The 21,555-nt window shown below is 41.7% G+C and carries 17 protein-coding genes; 7 read left to right on the top strand and 10 right to left on the bottom strand.

Translation table 11 applies throughout. The annotated features are described in order from the left end of the window. Window positions 1-160: 160 nt before the first annotated feature. From KHS79_RS08515 to bioB, 7 genes are all read right to left on the bottom strand, one after another. Window positions 161-985 (bottom strand): putative metalloprotease CJM1_0395 family protein, encoded by an 825-nt coding sequence (locus tag KHS79_RS08515; RefSeq protein WP_212718283.1) that lies wholly within the window; start codon window positions 983-985, stop codon window positions 161-163. A 37-nt stretch (window positions 986-1,022) separates the two neighbouring features. Next, entirely contained in the window at window positions 1,023-1,259 is a 237-nt protein-coding gene (locus tag KHS79_RS08510; RefSeq protein ID WP_027707808.1) for a flagellar basal body rod C-terminal domain-containing protein, read from the bottom strand. A gap of 192 nt (window positions 1,260-1,451) precedes the next feature. Next, window positions 1,452-2,177, bottom strand: a complete 726-nt coding sequence (gene bioD, locus KHS79_RS08505; RefSeq protein ID WP_094785775.1) for a dethiobiotin synthase — start codon at window positions 2,175-2,177, stop codon at window positions 1,452-1,454. 18 nt (window positions 2,178-2,195) lie between these two features. Next, window positions 2,196-2,984: a malonyl-ACP O-methyltransferase BioC gene (gene bioC, locus KHS79_RS08500; protein WP_212718282.1), complete on the bottom strand. Its 789-nt coding sequence runs from the start codon at window positions 2,982-2,984 to the stop codon at window positions 2,196-2,198. A 21-nt stretch (window positions 2,985-3,005) separates the two neighbouring features. Beyond that, window positions 3,006-3,758 carry an alpha/beta fold hydrolase gene (locus tag KHS79_RS08495; RefSeq protein WP_094785773.1) on the bottom strand — a complete coding sequence of 251 codons (753 nt, stop codon included), beginning with the start codon at window positions 3,756-3,758 and terminating at the stop codon, window positions 3,006-3,008. Further along, window positions 3,755-4,933, bottom strand: a complete 1,179-nt coding sequence (gene bioF / locus KHS79_RS08490; RefSeq protein WP_212718280.1) for an 8-amino-7-oxononanoate synthase — start codon at window positions 4,931-4,933, stop codon at window positions 3,755-3,757. The genes KHS79_RS08495 and bioF overlap by 4 nt, the downstream gene beginning before the upstream one ends. Then, window positions 4,930-5,991 carry a biotin synthase BioB gene (gene bioB, locus KHS79_RS08485; RefSeq protein WP_212718278.1) on the bottom strand — a complete coding sequence of 354 codons (1,062 nt, stop codon included), beginning with the start codon at window positions 5,989-5,991 and terminating at the stop codon, window positions 4,930-4,932. The genes bioF and bioB overlap by 4 nt, the downstream gene beginning before the upstream one ends. 243 nt (window positions 5,992-6,234) lie before the next feature. On the opposite strand from bioB, the gene KHS79_RS08480 reads away from it, so the two are divergent. The 7 genes from KHS79_RS08480 (at window position 6,235) to KHS79_RS08450 (ending at window position 16,378) form a co-directional block, all read left to right on the top strand. Next, entirely contained in the window at window positions 6,235-6,849 is a 615-nt protein-coding gene (locus tag KHS79_RS08480; protein WP_212718276.1) for a ComF family protein, read from the top strand. A gap of 103 nt (window positions 6,850-6,952) precedes the next feature. Continuing rightward, the gene (modA, locus tag KHS79_RS08475; protein WP_212718274.1) at window positions 6,953-7,801 is read left to right on the top strand and encodes a molybdate ABC transporter substrate-binding protein; all 849 of its coding nucleotides are present in this window, start codon (window positions 6,953-6,955) and stop codon (window positions 7,799-7,801) included. Between the two features lie 122 nt (window positions 7,802-7,923). Next, entirely contained in the window at window positions 7,924-8,616 is a 693-nt protein-coding gene (gene modB / locus KHS79_RS08470; RefSeq protein ID WP_212718273.1) for a molybdate ABC transporter permease subunit, read from the top strand. Between the two features lie 30 nt (window positions 8,617-8,646). Next, window positions 8,647-9,729, top strand: coding sequence for a molybdenum ABC transporter ATP-binding protein (gene modC, locus KHS79_RS08465; protein WP_212718272.1), 1,083 nt, complete (start codon window positions 8,647-8,649; stop codon window positions 9,727-9,729). Between the two features lie 50 nt (window positions 9,730-9,779). Then, window positions 9,780-10,793 (top strand): serine/threonine protein kinase, encoded by a 1,014-nt coding sequence (locus KHS79_RS08460; protein ID WP_212718271.1) that lies wholly within the window; start codon window positions 9,780-9,782, stop codon window positions 10,791-10,793. A 321-nt stretch (window positions 10,794-11,114) separates the two neighbouring features. Then, a complete protein-coding gene (locus KHS79_RS08455) occupies window positions 11,115-14,708 on the top strand; it encodes a mechanosensitive ion channel domain-containing protein (protein WP_212718270.1) in 3,594 nt (1,197 codons plus the stop codon). 203 nt (window positions 14,709-14,911) lie between these two features. Continuing rightward, entirely contained in the window at window positions 14,912-16,378 is a 1,467-nt protein-coding gene (locus KHS79_RS08450) for a protein adenylyltransferase SelO (protein ID WP_212718269.1), read from the top strand. A gap of 219 nt (window positions 16,379-16,597) precedes the next feature. Here the strand turns inward: KHS79_RS08450 and KHS79_RS08445 are convergent, their stop codons facing one another. From KHS79_RS08445 to KHS79_RS08435, 3 genes are all read right to left on the bottom strand, one after another. Continuing rightward, complete coding sequence (locus tag KHS79_RS08445) at window positions 16,598-17,248, bottom strand: hypothetical protein (protein WP_212718268.1); 651 nt, start codon at window positions 17,246-17,248, stop codon at window positions 16,598-16,600. 810 nt (window positions 17,249-18,058) lie between these two features. Continuing rightward, window positions 18,059-19,462 carry a hypothetical protein gene (locus KHS79_RS08440; RefSeq protein ID WP_212718267.1) on the bottom strand — a complete coding sequence of 468 codons (1,404 nt, stop codon included), beginning with the start codon at window positions 19,460-19,462 and terminating at the stop codon, window positions 18,059-18,061. A gap of 436 nt (window positions 19,463-19,898) precedes the next feature. Beyond that, complete coding sequence (locus KHS79_RS08435) at window positions 19,899-20,489, bottom strand: SIS domain-containing protein (RefSeq protein WP_027707819.1); 591 nt, start codon at window positions 20,487-20,489, stop codon at window positions 19,899-19,901. Window positions 20,490-21,555 lie beyond the last annotated feature (1,066 nt).

The raw sequence follows: 21,555 nt of genomic DNA, 5'->3' as shown, positions 1-21,555 counted from the left end.
ATTTCCAGATACGCTAACCATCATTTTAGTCATTTTTTCAAACTGTCGTTCGAATGAAATGTCATAGCACCAAGTTAGTTTAGAAAAAACTTATCTAAATCTAAAATCGTAAACTTGATTGCTCGTGGAGGAGAAAAATGGTGGGAAGTTAAAATATTTATCAGGTAGACAAGTCAATTCCCCTATCCACTTGATCCTTGATTAAACCAAGCTCAATAAACTGCTCATACACTGATAAGTTACGCCGATTCCTTTCTGCAAGTTGTACCCTGCTCTCTTCATCATTATTGTTTTCTTCATCTGTGTCCTCTTCCCTACTTGCAATTGCAGACTGCGTATTTACCTGCGCTTGGTTAGCAGTAAGCTGTTCATCTTGCTGAGTAACCAGCTCTCTTCTGGCTTGCAACTCAAGTTGTGAAGCTTTGGCGGCTACAATTCTATCCTGGGCTGAAGGCTCAGCAGGCGCTAAAGCAGCACGACGGATTTGTTGAGCCTTAGCAATAGTTGCTTCAGGACTCCCAGGTACAGGGGATAAGTCAATCGATACTTCGCCAGAAACAGCATATGGAACACCATTTGGTCCTCGAATAAACTGAAACTGAGCTGCACCGGCAAACTGCCCTCCTACCGCTTGATGAGCCTGCTCATGGGCTTTAACCTCTCGGTCACGCTGAGCTAACTGCTGTATCTCTTGCTCTTCTTGCTGCTGTTGAGCATTATCCTGTGCGTTTGACTGGCCTTGCTGTTGATCTTGATTGACTTGCAGATTTCTAGCTTGAAGTGCTTGGTCTCTGTCTAGAGACTGCTGCTCAGCGACATTAGGCTGATTTTGAGTCGCAGCTCGGGGGGCTGTAGAACTGAGCTCTTCTACAGGCATGAAAGTGGAAGTTTGTACTCTTTCCTTTTCGATACTTTCCGCAGTCTTTACAGGTGCAACAACAGGCGGAATAACATTGTTTATCGAAAAGCTATTATTAACCTGCATGCTTAAACTCCCTGACTAATCAGCAATGAGTAAAAGCTCAGGCCGTTATATCAAGCAGTGTTCCTAGCATTTCATCCGCGACATTAACGACTTTCGCTGAGGCTTCAAATAAATGCTGGCCTTCTTTAAGCTCAACTATGGATGTTGCTAGATCACCACTACCTTCACTAACAGCCGTACCTGAAGCAATATCCTGTGCAGCTTCAGCTACCGTTGCCCGTCCTCGGTTCATTCCCGAGAGGCCTGTATAAAGTAGTGAGTTATTAACCTCCATTGTACTGCCCTTTTACCTTATATAAGTTTTCGGAATGCCCACTCATAAAGCGCAATACCACTTGGATACAGCTACAGCCCTATTAAAACATGATGCACTTCACATTCAAAAAACTGATTCTGCATAAAAACTAATCAGACATGACTAATAGGATTAATAGCACCAGTCAGCTTGTTCATCACTAAAGCCAGCTCAAATAAGCGCTTCCAGTGACAGGTAACGTGCAGCACATTTTGATAAATAACTGGGCACTTCATAAGCAGAGCCAGTGGCTATTACCGTTTCTGAACCACTTAAGTGAGGAACAACACCCAAGCAAGGTGCCTTGAGTAATGTCTTTAAGGTGTCGACATTTTCCTGAAAGCGAGACATTTCGGGGTCAATGGTATTGGCCACCCAGCCTGCTAACCTTAAACCATCTGACTGAATGGCTTCTGCTGTCAATAGTGCATGATTTAAACAGCCAAGCTTCATACCCACCACCAGTATGACTGGAACTTCCAAGTGCTTCACTGCATCGGCCAGCGTTTCCTCATTATTAAGTGGCACTCGCCACCCACCTGCTCCTTCAATAAGCGTAAGATCTACAGAAGAGTTGTTGATTAAGTGCTGACAGTGATTAGCAACTAGCGCAGCTGTTAAGGAAGTCTTTTCCTCTAAAGCAGCAATGTGAGGTGCAATCGCTGACTGAAGAGCAATGGGATTAACCTCAGCATAATGACAAGCCTCTGTCATAAACTGTTTTAATAAAATAGCATCCTCATTTTGCCAGCCGTTTTCTGTCAGTTGGCAACCTGCAGCAATAGGCTTGATCGCCTTAGTAGAGAGACCATCAAGGCGTGCCCGTTCAAGCAAAGCACAACTTATGAATGTCTTACCTACTTCAGTGTCTGTACCAGTAATAAAAAAAATGGACATAACTACCCAGTATTAAAACTACTTTTTCTTGAGAACCCCATAAATAACCTGGTATGTGGCTGGCAAATTACCATCATCATTACGATACCGCTCATACGCTTGTCGCAAGCGTCGCAAACGTCTGAACGTCGTCAAACCACTTGAAGGGGCTTCCAAAACGGTATTGGCTCCCAAGCTTTTTAGCTCTCGGGTTAACTGAGATAACTCTTGGTAATGCATGGTACAAGGCTGACGCTCAAGCATTAACTGCTCTAAACCACTTTGTTGAATGGCTTTTTCATGGGCTAACATACCAGGATAGTGATTCACATGGTTATAGCTATCAACCTGTGACCAAGCATCTCTTAACTCATTCAGTGTGCCAGCCCCTAACGTTGTAAATACAAAATACCCTCCTGGTCTCAGTACTCTGCTTATCTCACTAAATACTGCTGCGGGGCTACTACACCACTGGATCGCCAAGCTGGAAAAAACCAAATCCACTGACTGACTACGAATAGGAAGCTGTTCAGCATCACCACTTAGCCAGGTTGCACCTAACTTTTGATAGCGCTGACGAGCAAACTGCAACATCCCCATCGCGATATCACAAGCCAGTAACTGGCTAGTTTCATAAACACGAGCAAGCTTTGTGGTGAAATAGCCTGTGCCACACCCCAAATCCAGTATTACCCTTGGCTCCACGTGGCTTGGAAGAAACGACATTAACCGATTACCAACCAGTCGCTGCAACTTAGCAACGCTATCATATTGCTGAGCAGCACGACTAAAGGAACGGGCTACTTTCTCTTTATCAACAAGAATCACTCAAATACCACTAAGCTTAGGTTATGGTTGCTGGGGGTCTAAAAAGGCGTGAATCAATGAAGCAACATAATCGGGTTGGTCCCAAAAAATAAGGTGGCAACCATCGAGTGCTTCAACCTGATGATGAGGAAATCTATCTTGGACATGACTACTTACTCGACTGGGAACCAATGCATCACGCTTTGCAAATATATGCAGTGCAGAACAAGCTATTTCTTGCAAAAAACTTCTGGCATCAGAGTCCCCCAGGAGCCGTAAAGAACGTATATAGATTTCATGTTTGTCTGGTTTACCTTTGGCTTGAGCGGTTAAACCACGCAGTAATGCACGTAGCTGATCACTACCCAAGCAATTAAGACGCAGGAAGCGCTGAAAAGTTGCTGAAAAATCTTCTTCTATACCCTCTAGAAACATGCCAAAGACTTCTGGATCCATACCAGGCCAGTCAGCTCTTGCCACAAAGCAGGGATTGCTGGCAAGCGTTATTAGATGTGAAACTCGATCTGGATATTTTGCAGCTAAACCACTAGCCAGTGCTCCCCCAAAGGACCAGCCAATAAGGGTACAAGGCTGCTCTGGCAGAAGATCTACAAGATGACTTTGTAATGTTGACCAGTCCCAAGCACCTGCAAAATCACTCTCTAAGCCAGACAAACTATGGCAGCTAACGGAGTAACCCACATCAGTCAAGACTTCAGCCAGTGGGTTCAATACACGTTGGGGCATCCCCCAACCTCCCAATAACACAACTGGAGAGGCATTCAGTTTAGTCATAAAGGTTCCTGCAAGCCTTTTATGTTTGCTAACGCATCAATAAGCTGTTCTACCTGTTCCATTGTATGCTCCGCAGAAAAGGTTATTCGTAACCTAGCCGTTCCTTGAGGGACTGTGGGTGAACGGATTGCTGTTACCCAGAACCCTCGTTTCTGTAACTGATGACTTATCTGAACACATCGATCAGCATCACCCACCAATACAGGTTGTATGGGAGTACACGATGGCAGCAGCTGCCAACCCTGTAGGCTTACTTCATGGCGGAAGAACGTGATTAACTGCTGTAAATGACTTCTGCGCCAGCTTTCTTCTTGTATTAGTCTCAAACTGGTTAACGATGCTGCCGCTAACGCTGCAGGTAAGGCTGTGGTATAGATGTAGGTCCGTGCAAATTGAATCAGTGCTTCAATCAACATTTTTGAACCCGCTACAAAAGCACCGTAAGTACCAAAAGCTTTACCGAGTGTCCCTACTAATATGGGCACTTGCTCAGGACTCAAGCCAAAGTGCTGAATTATTCCCTTACCCGTCGCCCCTAAAACACCAAAACCGTGAGCATCGTCAACCATAAGCCAGGCATCATGCTTTGTAACCGAATTCACTAATTCAGGTATTGGGGCTATATCGCCATCCATGCTAAATACGCCATCAGTCACAACCAACTTGTGTTGCTCTGGAGAACAGTTTTGCAGTCGCTTTTCCAGCTGTCCGATATCGGCATGAGTGTAGCGTCGAAACTGAGCCTGACTGATTAAGCCACCATCAATTAGCGATGCATGATTCAGCTTATCCTGCAAAATGTAATCACCTTTTGTGGTTAAAGCATTAATCACGCCAAGATTAGCCATATAACCGGATGAAAACAGTAGTACCTTTTCATACCCAGTGAATGCTGCAAGCGCTTCTTCTAACTGGTTATGAAGCTCATGATGCCCACAGACTAAATGGGATGCACCACTGCCGACACCATGGTTGCGAGAGGCTTGCTGAAATGAACGAATGACTGCAGGATGATTGGCTAGTCCAAGATAATCATTACTACAGAAATTAATCATTGCCTGTTGCTGGTTAATCACTTCAGGCCTCTGTGGACCGCACATCTGCTGTCGATAGCGTAATAAATGCTGACGCTCACGCTCTAAAAGGCGGTGTCGTAAAACATCATCTAGCTTCATGGGGCTGCTGTCGCATCGTAAAACAGTGCCTGGTCCTGTTGCTGCTCAATTGCCTGCTGGAGTTGCTGTACCTGTTCTGTATCAGACTGACCAATATGCTGCTCTGGAGAAATTCCAAGAGACTTAAAGAGTTGTAAGTCCTTGTTTTTTTCTGGATTAGGGGTTGTCAGTAAGCACTCCCCATAAAAAATTGAGTTCGCACCTGCAAAAAAAGCTAACGCCTGCATTTCTTTAGACATATTTTCCCTTCCAGCAGAGAGGCGTACATAAGACTTCGGCATCATGATCCGGGCCAGCGCAACGATTCTAATAAACTCAATAGGGTCAACATCATCTACATTGTCCAGAGGTGTGCCATCCACTTTGACAAGCATATTAATCGGTACACTTTCTGGTTGTTGAGGCATGTTCGCCAACTGAATTAATAGCCCTAGCCGATCCTTTTCACCTTCTCCCATACCAATAATGCCACCTGAACACACCTTAATCCCTGCATCTCGCACATGGGCTAATGTATTAAGTCGATCCTGATAGGTACGAGTTGTAATAATGCTTCCGTAAAACTCCGGAGAAGTATCCAAGTTATGGTTGTAATAGTCTAAGCCAGCCTCTGCTAACGATGCAGCTTGCTCATTATCCAACATGCCAAGGGTCATACAGGTTTCCAGGCCAAGCGCTTTTACCCCTCTAACCATTTCTAATACATAGGGCATGTCTTTTTTACTGGGATGCTTCCAAGCTGCCCCCATACAAAAACGGGTTGCTCCTGTAGTTTTAGCGTCTTTTGCTTTTGCCAGCACGGCCTCTACTTCCATAAGCTTCTGCTTTTCTAAGCCAGTATTGTAGTGGCCGCTTTGTGGGCAATATTTACAGTCTTCAGGACAAGCACCCGTTTTGATAGAAAGTAACGTGCTCGTTTGAACCTGATTCGGGTTGAAGTAGTTGCGGTGAATGGTTTGCGCGGCAAATAGCAAGTCATTAAAGGGTTGTTCGAAAAGTGCTTTTACTTCATCGTAAGTCCAGTCATGTCGAGTATCTTTGCTTTCTGTCAGAGTCATAATCAATCCGGTCAGGTCTTCACGGCTAAAAAGGTTTAAGGGTTCAGGCCATTACAATGAGTGAATTAGTCCTCATTAATGCTCATTGTGGTCCATTGCTTTTGCTGTGAATGGTAAATTGGTACCGCCACCTGTCAACCAAATTGAATTATGAAGGTTTACATTCGATCACTTATTAATCAATTCATACCTATTCCTTGCTTGTTATGTGGTATATCTACCACATTTGACTGTCGTATATGTGTGTCTTGCCAAAAAAACTTGCCAGCCTTTAAGTCAACCTGTCATAGCTGTGGGCTACCAGTACCTTCTCTTGATGTGCATCGCTGTGGTCAATGCTTAGCAAAGCCTTCTCCCATCAGCCGGACAGTTTGTGGGTTTAGCTACCAGTTTCCTGTGGATAAACTCATTGTTCAGTTTAAATATCATCAACAACTTGGTATAGGAGAGACACTTAGCCATTTGCTGGCATTTAAAATAAAACAACTCTACCAGGGTGACTCCTTACCTGAACAATTAATTCCTGTACCAATGTTCCCTAAACGGCTTGCCAGCCGGGGATTTAATCAAGCTGAAATCATTAGTAAACAATTAAGTAAATATCTGAATATCCCAGTAAATAACCAAAGCTGTAAACGTGTAATAGACACCAAACCTCAAGAAGGTCTTAATGCCAGACAGCGCCAAAAAAATTTACAGAATGCTTTTAAAAGAATTAACCATGTGCCACCACATGTTGCCATTGTTGATGATGTGATTACGACAGGAGCAACCATCAGTGCACTGGTTGAAACATTAAGCGCCACTGATGTTACGCGGATTGATGTCTGGAGCCTGGCAAGGACTCCCGCCAACTGATAAGCTCGCTGGACATATGTCTTAGCTCAACTAAAGCACTATGTGGTGCATTTGTCCTTGCTTATGCCCACGTCAAATAAGGCCTAATGAAAAGGATGCAATTATGTGCTGCTGGAAAAATGCACATCACTTGAGGTTAAAAGCAACTAGACAACGACATCGATATTTCTCTCACGAGGCGGCTCATTTACGCTTTTTTGTTTTAGCATTGATCGTTTTAGCATTAATAAGCCAGTCCACATTTTCACATGCGTCACTCGCTACAAAAAACGTAATTACCATTGCAGTAGCCAGCAATTTTAAGCCAACCCTTCGCAACCTCAGCAATCATTACCAGCAACTCAATAAAAACCAAAAGATTGTACTTAGTAGCGCAGCGACAGGTGTCTTATTTACCCAAATTCGCCAAGGCGCCCCTTTTGATGCATTCTTTGCGGCAGATAGCCTTCGCCCAAAATTATTAGAAAAAGCAGGCCTTATCTACCCAAACTCACGTATAACCTATGCTCATGGCCAATTAGTTTTATGGTCCAGAGAGTACACTGGCTCTATCCACTCAAAGAACATAAAACAGCTTTTACAAGAAAGCACCCAGCTTAGTATTGCCAATCCTAAAACAGCACCTTACGGTTTAGCGGCTCAGCAAGTATTACAACGACTGAATTTGTGGCCACACCCCAGACTTGTCATGGGACACAACATTGCACAAGCTCTTCAATTTATCCAAACAGGTAATGCAGCAACGGGCTTTATTGCCAAAGCACAGTTGCCATTTATTAAACGGGGTCAAACATGGGAAATTCCACAGGCTTGGTACCAGCCTATAGAACAGCAAGCTGTCATCCTTAAACGCAGTCAGGCATCAACAGCCACTCAGCATTTTTTTAATTTCATTCGCAGTAAAAAGGCCAAAGCAATAATCAAACAAGCAGGTTATGATTTGCCAGAATGAAGCTAAGCCTCCTATTGCAACACGCAAAGTCAACTAATAACACCCACAGCCAAGGGTATATCAGTGAACTGATACAAGATAGCTTCTTATTTATAATCGCCTTAAAGCTGACTTATTAACTTATGTTTAGTGCTACCGATATTGCCGCTATCACCATTACACTCAAGCTAGCATTGATTACTACAATACTGCTCATGCTACTTGCACCACCTATTGCCTGGTGGCTAAGTCACACACGAAGTAAAGCCAGATCATTTATAGAGGCATTGGTAGCCATGCCGTTGGTTTTACCTCCCACCGTGCTGGGCTTTTATCTGCTATTGCTTTTTTCACCTGATAGCCCTGTCGGCGGTGCATGGTTACAACTGACAGGTTCAACATTGGCTTTTAATTTTAGTGGGCTGGTCATCGGCTCCATTTTTTATTCGCTGCCTTTCGCGGTACAACCATTACAAAGTGGCTTTCATCAAATCGATCATGGCCTACTTCAAGCAGCGACTACGCTGGGTGCATCACCTTGGAATGTTTTTACCCGAGTCATTTTTCCACTCACCAAACGCAGTTTTATCATTGCTGCCACTTTATGTTTTGCGCATACCATTGGTGAGTTCGGTGTCGTTCTGATGCTGGGGGGGAATATACCCGGAAAAACCCAAGTCATTTCCATTGCACTGTTTGATCATGTTGAATCACTTAATTACACCCAGGCCCATTGGCTGGCAGCGGTTTTAGTCGTCTTTTCGCTAGTCGTGTTGTGGCTTGTCTATGGCTTGCAAGGAAATAAACGTCAAAAGAGGTTTAGCTCCGTTAGTTAACAATTCATTTATTTATGTAAACAACACATCATGCTGCAGTTAGATATTAAGCTAGATCATCAGCAAAATTTTACACTGGATTTGTCCTACACATTTCAGTCAGGTGGTATCACAGGAATTTTTGGGCCTTCAGGTAGTGGCAAGTCAACCTTGCTAAATTGCATAGCAGGACTAGAACCCGAGCTGAATGGTGCGGTTATTTATAACAACTGCTACTGGCATAACCAGCAACAAGCTTTAACCAAAAATTATCTGCGTGGTCTGGGTTATGTCTTTCAACAACCTCGCTTATTTCCACACTTAGACTGCCTGGCCAACCTGACCTTTAGCCAGCGCTGGCGATCTAGCATCAGCACTGGCTCACCTGATATTGATGAAGTAATTCATGAACTAGGCCTATCCCCCCTACTCAGCCTTTACCCAAACCAGCTTTCAGGAGGTCAACGACAAAAAGTAGCCCTAGGCCGGGCATTATTGAGTGCTGAATCTGTGCTGTTAATGGATGAACCCCTCTCGGCGGTCGACCAGCAAAGTAAACAGCAAATTACCGCCTGGCTTTACCAGCTAAGCCAGCGCTGGCCCATTCCCTGGCTTTATGTCAGTCATGAAATCAACGAGCTGTATCGCATTGCTCGAGAGCTTGTTGTGATGTCATCAGGACAAATCCAACTGGCTGGAGATCTACTTACATTGAGTCAGCAAGCACATCAGTTTTTATCTTCCCCAGCAGATGCCGGGGCATTATTGGTTGGTACTGTCGTCAACCATGATGACCACTATGGTTTAACACAGCTGGATATTGGTCCCCAATCACTCCTGGTTGAGCGCCTACCGTTTAACTGTGGTTGTCCTGTAAGACTGCAAGTGCCTGCACGTGATGTCAGCTTAAGCCTGGCTCGACCTGAAGGCAGCAGTATCCTAAATATTCTCCATGGCACTATCACTGAACTCACCCCACTAAGCAGCCACAGTGTACTTGTGCAGGTTGCTTGTGGAGAACAACACATACTCTCGCGTATTACTCAAAAATCTAAAGACCAGCTGAAGTTATGCAATGGGATGCCTGTTTACTTACAAGTCAAAAGCATTGCTCTGCTGAACCAAACAGTTTAGTCTGCAGTCTTTGAAAGAGTCTGTATCAAAAGATTTTAAAGGGGTGGCTTATGCATAACGAAACTCAGGAAATCGCTACCAAAAACCACCCTTACGACACCCTAACCCCAGACTGTGTTCTTGATGCGGTTGAGTCACTTGGTTTTTTGAGTGATGGCCGAATCTTTCCCCTAAACAGCTATGAAAACCGTGTTTACCAAGTTGGTATAGAAGAACAGTCACCTGTTATTGTGAAATTCTATCGCCCAGAGCGGTGGACAACCAATCAAATAAAAGAAGAACATCAATTTTTATTTGAGCTTAAAGAGCTGGAGATACCTATCGTCTGCCCATGGCAAAACACCCATGGACAAAGCCTTCACACTCATAATCACTTTGCTTTTGCGGTATTTCCCCGACAGGGAGGACACGCCCCAGAACTGGATAACATGGACAACTTAGTGATTCTGGGTCGAATGTTAGGCCGTATTCATCAGGTGGGACGCGTTAAAGCGTTTAGCCACCGCCCCAGCATTGATATCGCCAGTTTTGGTCAGGCAAGTTACCAATATCTCTTAAACTCAGACCTGCTACCCTACGAGTTAAAAACAGCTTACGAAACTCTGGGACGAGATCTCCTTGAGACACTAGAAAAGCAGTGGCCAACTCAAGGTATCGAGATACAACGTATTCATGGCGACTGTCACCCAGGAAATATTCTGTGGCGAGATGAGTTACCCCACTTTGTCGATTTTGACGACTGCCGATCAGGTCCTTGTATTCAAGACTTATGGATGTTGCTTTCAGGTGATCGTCACCAACAAATACAGCAACTTGATGAGATTCTCTCAGGCTATGAAGAATTTTCGAGCTTTAATCTAGCAGAGCTAAAATTGATAGAGCCTTTAAGAACCTTAAGAATCATGCATTATAGCGCTTGGCTTGCCCGCCGCTGGACTGACCCTGCATTTCCTAAAGCATTTCCTTGGTTTAATACTGCTCGATACTGGTCTGAACATATTCTAGAGTTACGCGAACAATTGGCCGCTTTACAAGAGCCACCTTTGGCCCTTTATAGTAACTAGGGCTTAGAGCAATAAACTGGTGGGGTTGCTAAAACACAACATATTAGGGGACTAATTTGTTATAAATTCGACTGTGTTATGAGTTCAACTTAGCTTTAAATTCAACTTTAGCCCCACCTAAAAGCTGCATGAACGTTCAAGTTAATATGGCATAGCGCTATTAATATCAAAACAAGGTGCGATCAAAATAACAAAAATGTATTAGCCGCCTACTGTTGACCAATAACTCGTTTACAATACTACTCTTTTATTTTAACAGTTTTCGTAAACACAAAAAGAGCCTTATAAGTTATGAGCGCCCACCTTAAGCGATGTACTTTTGTGTCATTTAGAGTTTGGCTTTTTTTATTACTCAGCCTCTGTATTTTAAACTCTTTACCTAAAGCGATAGCAGAAGCCGCCTCGACAGATATTAAGCTTCCATCCAAAGAGTTGATTAAAAAGTCTATAGACTCAATTGATCAAAAAAAACTAAGCTCTGAAGAGCAGGAAGCACTTCGTGATGTTCTACAAGACACATTACAAAAGCTTGAGCAAGTTGAGCAGGAAAAACAGCGTTTACATAACCTACGCCAGGAGTATGCAGATATCCCACGGCAAATTAGGTCGTTAGAACAAGATGTTCGCAAGTTATCTATTCCCAAAAAAGCAGCTCTGCGAAAAAGCTTTGAAAAACATGAGCTTGACCGTTTAGAGGATATTCTCAGCGAAAAACAAGCCGACCTATCTGATGTACAAAGTCAGCTGGATAGAAACAGTGACCTAATTACAATCACTCAAAAATTACCTGAGACGGCCCAGGCTGAAATGGCTGCCAACCAAAAGAAAACTGACACTCTGAATGACGAGCTTCGTAAACTACAAGGTAGTGAAAAACCACCAAAATTTGCCGAAGAAACAGAGCACTTCATTTTTTCTCAAATAGAACATCTTCGCCGAGAAAATTCTGTATTACGACTGAAAAAGCGCCATAGCAGTGAGTACTTGGGTTTGCTTAATGCCAAGTCAGAACTACTTGGCAAACAAGCGAAAATTCTACAAAAAGAAATTAAGGTACTTGATGACTTAGTGATTACCAAGCGGCGGGCTGAAACTCAGAAAGTGCTCGATTCTGCATCCGAAGTGACTAAATCATCCGAAAATACGCACCCTATTTTAAAAAAACAAGCCAAAATTAATATACAGCTCAGTAAGTCACTGCTTCGAGTAACAGATAACTTAACGGAGTTAAACCGAAAGAACTCCGCAATCACTCAACAATTGCAGTTTATTAAACAAATCGGCCAGTCCATTGATCAGCAAACTGCGATCCTGAGCGACTCACCTGTATTAGGTAAATTTCTCCGCCAGCAAAAACAGGCGCTTCCCAAAATTCAACTACACAACGACCTGCCAGAACTCATTGCTAATTCACGTTTTGATCAGTTCCAAAATACCGAAAAGAAAAAAGAACTCAGTAAAACATATGTAGAGCAACTTCATGCCAGTGCAATTGCTGATGTAGAAAAACAGTTATCAGAAGTCAGCAAGACACTTGAAGAGCTAAAAGCACAACAATTACAGGAAGAAAAAAAACAGCAAGAGAGTCAAAAAGAATCCACTAAACCCACAGAAGAACCGCCTGAAGCAGCGGAAAATACCGAGACTGCTAAAGAAAAAGAGCCTGAAGAGCCATCAGCACCTTCAGAGCTTAGCCAGAAAATTGCTTCTCTGGAAAAGCAACAAAATACGCTTACTGAAGACTTAAAGGTTATTAAAACCCTAAAACCCGAGTTGGAAAAGCTAATTCAGCTTCGTGAAAAATTACTGGATAACCTTATTTCTGAACAAAATAAACTCCTCAGTATCGCGATTACCCTACAACTGAACCAGCAAGAACTTAAGAAAAACCGGGACGAGCTTGCTGCATCTTTGGAGAAACAACTTTTCTGGATTGCCAGTAACAAACCCATTGATACAAAGTGGTTTAAAAGCTTACCAAAACTTGCAAAAGTTGAGTTTCGAGATATTAAAGGTAATCCGTGGGAGGTGTTTAGAGTAAACCTGATTGAACGCTGGCCACTGGCTGTTTTATTTACATTATTGCTGGTTTTCACTGTACTTAGGTATCGTCCGCTTAAGGACTATCAACAATGGCTGGCAGACAAAGTAGGTAAGGTACAGCGAGACGACCTCATGGTAAGCCCAAAGGGCATTGCTATCTCTGCTTTTCATGCCTTACCTGTACCTCTCCTACTCATGTTTATGAGTGTCTTCCTAAAGCAAGAGGAAAATCGGGAATTAATTGTACATGTACTCAGTGAAGGTCTTTCATCTTTAGCTATTGCTACCTTTGCTCTGGCCATGATGCATTATATGACTAAATCAAATGGCGTCTGTCAGACACACTTTAAGTGGTCAGAGGAGTTAACGTCCCACCTCAATAAAAATATTCGATTAATAGCCTTAGCGTTAATACCACTAGCATTTATTACACGTGTTTCTTCAGAACTGTTAGTCGAACTTGATCGTGAAATTATTGGGCAAATCCCTTTTATGATCGCCGCGCTAGTTTTGAGTTTAGGCTTATTTCGTTTACTACAACCGCCGTTATACCTTTTTAAGTCAAAGGTGATTCACTATTTAATTGCATACAGCATTATTATCACCCCCCTGGTTTTTGTGGTATTAACACTACTCGGCTATTTCTATACCGCACTAACCCTGCAACATCACTTTATCAATAGCTTCTACCTGGTTTCTGTTTGGGTACTGATACACGCGCTGATTGTCCGAAATCTGCATGTGGCAGCCCGTCGCTTAGCGTTTCAACGGGCCTTAGAAAAACGTGCAGCCAGTCGTGATCCTGAGCAAGCTCAAGAAACCTTCGAAGAGCCCGTTATTGACATGGAGTCTATCAACAACCAATCGATTCGGTTAATTAATGCGACCATGCTGGCGTTGCTGGTTATCGCGTTCTATGCCATCTGGTCTAACTTGTTACCTGTTTTTGAGTATCTCGACACCATTACCCTGTGGGAATACCAATCTGAAATTGATGGCAAGCAAACCCTTATTCCACTCAACCTGAGTGATGCATTGCTGTCCATAATTATCTTTGGTGTGTCATTAATTCTCAGCCAAAACCTACCCGGCTTGCTGGAAATCTCCTTGCTGTCAAAAATGAAGCTACGCCAAGGTACTTCATACGCTGTAACCACAATTGTGCGTTACTTTATAACCGGTGTGGGCACCGTCATGGCGCTCAGCACGCTGGGGTTAGAATGGAGCAAATTACAGTGGCTGGTTGCAGCTCTCAGTGTGGGCTTAGGTTTTGGCCTGCAAGAAATCTTTGCCAACTTTGTATCAGGCTTGATTATTCTATTTGAGCGTCCAGTCCGTATTGGGGATACCGTTACCATTGGTGAACAACATGGTAGTGTCTCCCGTATTCGCATTCGTGCCACAACAATTACTGATTGGGACAATAAAGAAATCATCATCCCAAATAAAGTGTTTGTCACCGATAGGTTGATCAACTGGAGCTTAAGCAGCCCTATTACACGTATCATCATCCGTGTCGGTGTTGCCTACGGTTCAGATCTGGAGAAAACCAAAGAGCTTCTGCTTAAAGCTGCTTATGAACATCCTAAAGTGCTTCATGACCCTGAGCCTCAAGTGTTTTTCACCACATTTGGTGATAGTACACTTGATCATGAGTTAAGAGTCCACGTACAAGAGTTGCGTGATCGACTACCAACCTCAGATGAGTTACTTAGAGCAATTGACCGAATGTTTAAAGCCCATCATATTGAAATTGCTTTTCCACAACGGGATATTCATATTCGTAGCTTACCCGATAATAGTAAGTCTCCATTTGTTCAGCCTATGCCAAAGGCCTCAGATGATGACATCGATGGAAACGACAACGCTTAACAGTTGAATTGCTTTTATCCCCAGAAGACAGTTGTCTTTTCTGGGGATAAACCCTACTTTTTCTTGGGTTCTATACGGTAGAAAAGCAGGTACACTACCGTTCAACTCTTTGCCTTTTTATCCCACAAGCAATGAATGCCACGCTGCCCGCAGCGAAGGGTATACTTTAAGTGAAGAGTATATGGATTTAGTAGGGTTAAGCCATGTATTCAACAAACGAGCTGCCTTTTGATAACTCATTTGTAACATCTCTCTCTGAGAAAACCTTTTTTCAGCGAATCACTCCTACACCACTGCAATCCACTCACCTAGTTAGCTTCAACCCCCAAGCAGCAGCCTTAATTGACCTATCTCCTGCTGAACAGTATCGCGCTGAGTTTATTAAAGCATTCAGCGGGCAGTCTCCCTTAACTCGCATGGATCCTATTGCCATGGTCTACTCAGGCCACCAGTTTGGTAGCTACAATCCTCAGCTAGGTGATGGACGAGGTTTATTGCTGGGAGAAGTGTTAAATAAACAGCAGGAACGATGGGATATTCATTTGAAAGGCGCAGGTCTTACGCCTTTTTCTCGTGATGGCGATGGCCGTGCAGTATTACGCTCAACAATACGGGAATATTTAGGGAGTGAAGCACTTTATCATTTGGGCATACCCAGCACCCGAGGACTATGTATTTTTGGCAGTGATGAAGCTGTTTATCGGGAAAAAGTAGAGTCTGGTGCAGCGCTTATTCGGCTAGCCCAAAGTCATATACGTTTTGGAACATTTGAATACTTTTATTACACCCAACAACATGATGCACTAAAAAAACTAGCCGATTATGTCATTCAACGACATTTTAGTGATGCCTTAGAACAAGAATCTCCTTATGTTTATTTTTTCCATCAAGTTATTCGCAAAACAGCTGAACTAATTGCTAAATGGCAAGCCTTTGGTTTCGCTCATGGTGTCATGAATACAGACAATATGTCGATTATTGGCGAGACTTTTGATTTTGGACCATTTGGTTTTTTGGATAATTTTGATGCCAGCTACATTTGTAATCACTCAGATTATCAGGGACGCTATGCCTTCAATCAGCAACCAAGTATTGCGTACTGGAATTGTAGCTGCTTAGGACAAACGTTATTACCTTTTGCCCAAGCAGAGGATATTAAATCCACTCTTAGCAAATTTCCTGACTATTTTTTTCAACACTACGATGCGCTAATCAAAAAAAAGCTAGGTTTTTTTGAAAAGAAAACCACTGACGAAAGTTTAATTACAGATTTATTTCAGTTATTACAAGATCAGCAGCCAGATTATACTCTATTCTTTCGTTATCTTAGTGACTACCAGCCCTATCAAGAACCCAAAAAACTCAAAACGCTTTTTCACGATACAAAACAGTTTGATGAATGGATTACACGTTATGCAACACGCTTATTGACTGAAAAAACCAGTGAACAAAAACGCGTAAGTATAATGAAGTCAGTCAATCCCAAATACATTTTACGTAATTATTTAGCGCAAATTGCTATTGAGAAAGCAGAACAAAAAGACTTTGGTGAAATAGACAAGCTTCTTAAGATTTTATCCCGCCCATTTGACGAACAGCCTGAGTTTGAGGAGTACGCAAAACAAGCTCCAGAATGGAGCAAAGCAATTCAAATCAGCTGCTCTTCTTAATCTTTGTTAAACAAAATTTTAAGCGTAAAGACATTAGTATTAACTTAATCAGCAAAACAAGATATCTGACAACTGTGGTATTTAGGTAAGACAAACTTGCCAATAGCAGTATTATAAAGTTAAGTACAAAGTATTATTGATAAAACCAGCAGCTTTAATAGCTTTTTAGGAGAAAGTGGGGGAGCTTTTACGTGCCCCCACTTGTATGAGAGGGGCCACTTATGAACTTAAAGACTCATCTATAAATGCTTTAACATCTTGTGGCATACGACTAATTGCTGGTAACTGGAACTCATTATCTTCCAGAATAGCTACCTTAGTGCAACCAGTTCGACAATCAAGGATGTTGAATTTAGCATTTTCAGGGTATTGGTCTGCGTCAGTTTCCTCAATTGGGAAAACTTTCCAATTACCATTAGAAGAAGTGTAAACAGGCTCTACTACAGCTTTTTCAACTTTGCTACTTGCTTTTACTTCATTAGTTGTTTCGGCAGTAGGCTCTTGATTTTCAGTTTCTTGCTTGGCTTTTTCAAGTTCCTGAGTCAAGCTCTGCACTTTCTCTTTATACTCAGAGACTTTTTTCTTAAGTAGCTGATTACCTTTCGTCAGCTCTTCATTTTTCTTTTTAAAATCAAGGTTTTTGCGTTTTAACTGGTCAGTGTTAGCTTGCTTGATTTTCTTTTGTAGCTGACAGACTTGATTATTAAGCTGTTTACTTTCCGCTTTAGCAGATTGAAGCTGTTTTTTTAATGATTCTACTTGTTTTTCAAAAGTTGTTAGTTTGTCCTCATAGGAGGAGCGAATGTCTTCCTCCACAGCCATTAGTTGTTCTAAACGTTCAATTTGCTCGAAATTAACAGTGTCTGTCATGATCTATGCCTAACTACTCCAATAGCAAATACTCTTTAAACATTAACATATACAGGAAAAGCTCCAAGTCGTTCTACCTGTATTATTTTCATTGCTTAACCATAAGTACTACGAACAGTAAACCCAATACCCTCAATGCACTATAAGCTATTACACTGAATAGCATATTCTCTGAATCCAAGGATTTATATTAGTAATCATGTTACTAGCTATGGTCCCAGCCACTCTATTAAAGCTATAAATAGCAGTATTCGCATGAGAAATAACGCAGTGGGAGGTATTACACTCAGTTAAATCTAGTTCAATAATATTCACTAGACTCAGGCGTTAAAGCTCATGCTTAAGCCTTATGGTTCAATAAAGGTGCTGATAATCCTTTTGGCTTGCTTCAGATTAGTCTATGTAGGGTCACCTCAAGTTTACACTGTTCAAACCGTACGCGCGGATTGTAATGACGTATACAGGTATCGTCAAATCAAATAGGCAAACCGTTGCAAGCTTTTTACCTAGCAGCAACGTATGCACTACACAATATAACCATTAATCCGGCGGGAAGGCTGGGCCAGGAATCTCCTTAAAGCTTCAGTCCAGATGGTAAGCATTACACTATTATGTTTTGATGTGAAAAATAGTAGCTTTATAAATGACTGGCCACTATACACTCAGTTTCACTATTTGCCAATACTCATTAGTAAGATTAAGACATTTCTCACGCTTACTAGGTATTTCACACTACAAAAAGACAAGCAATTTTGAACGATATCTCTCTGGCTAATTGCTAGCCTCTCACTTATTCAGCCAGCTTGCTTCTTATATGGATAAGGTTTTATCCATCAGTTTTACTTGCTCAACCCGGTAAACTAACCCTGACTTCCAGTAGAACGCATACAAATCGTTACCCACAACCAGCTCTACTATATTGCCTTTAGCATCACGCTTAATGGTTACCTCTTGTGTTTCAAGTCCTTGCTTAGCATCAAAATAGAAGAACGGTAATGCACCCTCTCCCTTTGAGTAAACATCAGTAAGAAATAACACGTGATGAAGAGGGTGGCGATTTCCGTGCTGCCAAGCGTTAATGGCAGACTGTAGAGACTTATAGCTATCAAAACTCCAGTACAATCCCATCATGACAAAAAACTCACTGGGATTATCGACAAAGTATCCCCTTTCACTGGGAGCGACGAGGTAATGTTGTGTATCAAGTCCTGCATCAGCAAGTAAGCCTTGTTTTCGCTTCTTTAACTCAACGTTACCTTGCACACTATACAAGTCAATCACTCGGCTAACACCCTTAGCTAAGGCAATGTAGAAAGGATCCAAGTCAGCCATACCAGGAAGAATCGGGTCACTGGACTTATTGTCGATCACCACTCCTTGACCAGCGGTAGTCAGCTCAAAATGAGCGCCATTTTCTCTTTCTAGTCGCGCAGACAAAGCGATATACCGTAGATTATGTAAGCCCATAGGCAGGCTTTCCAAATAGTTGATAATCCACTGCTTCTGCTGATCACTTAACGCTTGCTGCTCCAACAATACAACACCATGCTGCAGCCAGAGACGCCTATGTTCTCCTGTTAGTGCAGCAGCATCCGCTAATGCCATGCGCTGCTCTACATTCAACGAAAATAAGTCAAGCGCATTAATAAGCAGCTGAGCTTGCAAAACCCAATAGAAAGATTGCTCAATCTGGACATCATGTGCTGTCTTTAGCCAGCCCTTATAAAATCCATAAAGGGCTTTTTTCTGCTTTTTAGAAGCACTTTTAGAGTACAGGTTGAGAAACCTGGCCTGATTGAGTATTGAAGACTGTTTTTGGGCTGATAACTGTACAGAATTCTCTGGCGTGTCACATAAAACCATTAGATTACGTTGAATCGCAGCGGCCAAAGCTGGGTTCACTTTCTTTTGAACATTGGGTAGCGACCAGACAAACCCTAAGTAATCAAAGTATGTTCGCAACTGTTCAGTAAATGGTTGATTTTCAAAGTAATTAGTAAAGAATCTTTGAAAGTCATACCTCTCGTAACGAGGGCTACGAAAGATTTTAAATGCTTTACTCGCGGCAGGCTGACTCCACTTTTGTGAGAGTACTGATAAACTTTGACTTAAGCTTATTTGATCCTGGGTATCAAGATCAGCCCAACTAAAAGGGGCAGTACAGCTAACAATCACAAAAATCGCTGCTCGAATGAACTGATTGTATCTGCACATACTAAATACCATCTAACCAAATAAGTACTGGCATAGCATAAAAAAAACTACTCCCAATGCCGTGACACTTTTCTGGTTTCGCTTAAATCAATTCATCAAATTGTAACTCTATGAAATGCAACGACTTGTTGTATATTATTTATTCGCAATAAAAGTGTGGATACAAACGCACATCGAAAAACTACAGTACGTTCCTTAGGTCGCTATTAGAGGGTATAGCAAAAGAGGGGGTAGTCACTACGAAACAGATGGGAAGCACCTTGAGAAGCATGTAATTGCACAATCTTCCTAACTTAAGTGAGAGCAAATGCAGCTAATATCTGCATAATCAACCGCTCTCACCCAAAAACTTATCAATAGCAGCTCCCATCAACAATCTTGGGAGAAATGGGTATAGTAAGCAAGCATCGGCTCCATAAGGCAAATATTGATAAGCTTACTCTTGGTAAAGGTGTGGGAACAACCTACGTTCAACCAACTCCATGAATATATGAATGACTTTTATATGCAGCTCTTGTACTCGGTCAGCAAAGCGCCCACCTGGCGTACAAATATCAAAATCCGCTAAATTACCCAAAGTAGAGTCAGGACGTCCTGTTAACGCAATGATTTTGACTTGCTTTTGTTTAGCAACTTCAGCAGCAGCAACAATATTTTTACTCGTACCACTGGTACTAATTGCTAATAAAATATCACCTGAACGCATATGACTTTGTACATAACGAGCAAAAATGTGTTCATAACCAAAATCGTTTGATACACAGCTAATGTGGCTTGGATCACTTATTGCTGTTGCAGCTAATCCTGGTCTATCTAATCGATAACGTCCAGATAATTCTTCAGCAAAGTGCATAGCATCACACATTGAGCCGCCATTACCACAACTATATATATGCCCGCCCTGACTGAGGGCTTCAGCTATAGTCTCTCCCGCCTTAGCAATTGTCTTCAGCATTTCTGTATTGTTCAGAAGTTGCGTTAATGCAGACTCAGCCTCTTGCAATGCAGCTAAAACATGTTGTTGCATAATGAATTGCCCTCGTAATGACAGCACAGTGGTTAACTTCAACTTGGCATGTAAGTCACTTGGTATATTTTATACCCCAAAAATGATTCGTGAAGGGTATACCAAAGACTGTATTAGCTCGTATAAGCAAGAGCTTATCTTGTCAGTCCATTGAGTACAATGCCTTTACCCGCTATGTTAAAAATAATTAACCTGAACCTAATTACCTATAATCAAGCGGATATACAAACATATTTGTATTGCTTTAACCGGCTTCGTTAATGAAATAAATTCATTAATTACGATTTAGCCTAGTTAAACACCTAAATTCAATATCTTCATCGCATTCATATCATATAAAAGCAGTAAGCAAAAAAGCATGTTCAGAAAGAGTGTTTTCTATCCAGCAAGAGATATATAGAGCAGAGCTTTGAAAGGAATAGAGCACAAAAGAAAGTCAGGTTTGGCCTATGCAAACCTGACACACTCTAAGCTTAGTATAGTTATCTGTGACTTTTTATTATCTTGTGCAAGACTGATATAGCCCAATAACGTTTTCTTGATATAGCAGCGTAATACAGCTACTTGTTGCTTATTCTACACGTTTAAACGTACATTGAAAACCAAAAATAAAAGCCCGGTAGTTAACCGGGCAAAAAATCAGTCCATCAGAAATTATTTTTGTTTAAGCAGTAGTTATGCGACTCAAATGATATCGCTTTATAAAAATAAATCAATCAAAAAAAAGCAAATAAAGTGATTTTTATCAAGATTCAATCAACTAATACATTGATAAAACAAAGGAATTTAATTTACTAACTTAAGACATAAAATTCACTAACTTAATGCAATTAATTCTTTAAGTGCATAATAAATTCAAACACACAACTGATACAAATTATTAATATTTAATGAACAAATATTAACCATTTTTAACCACATCAAAATAAATTAGCTTTCTTAAGCTATTTCCAAAGAGTAATTACTAGATAAGGGTAACGAAATCTTGCTTTCTACCTTCACTCAGTAGTTCGTATTGGGCTAGAGAACAAACTAACCAACTGTATGAATCAAGAAATTGTTTAAC

This window comes from Zooshikella ganghwensis (assembly GCF_018263875.1).
GTDB lineage: Bacteria > Pseudomonadota > Gammaproteobacteria > Pseudomonadales > Zooshikellaceae > Zooshikella > Zooshikella ganghwensis.
The sequence above is the reverse complement of the archived record's forward strand: the minus strand, read 5'-3'. Positions and strand labels throughout refer to the sequence as shown.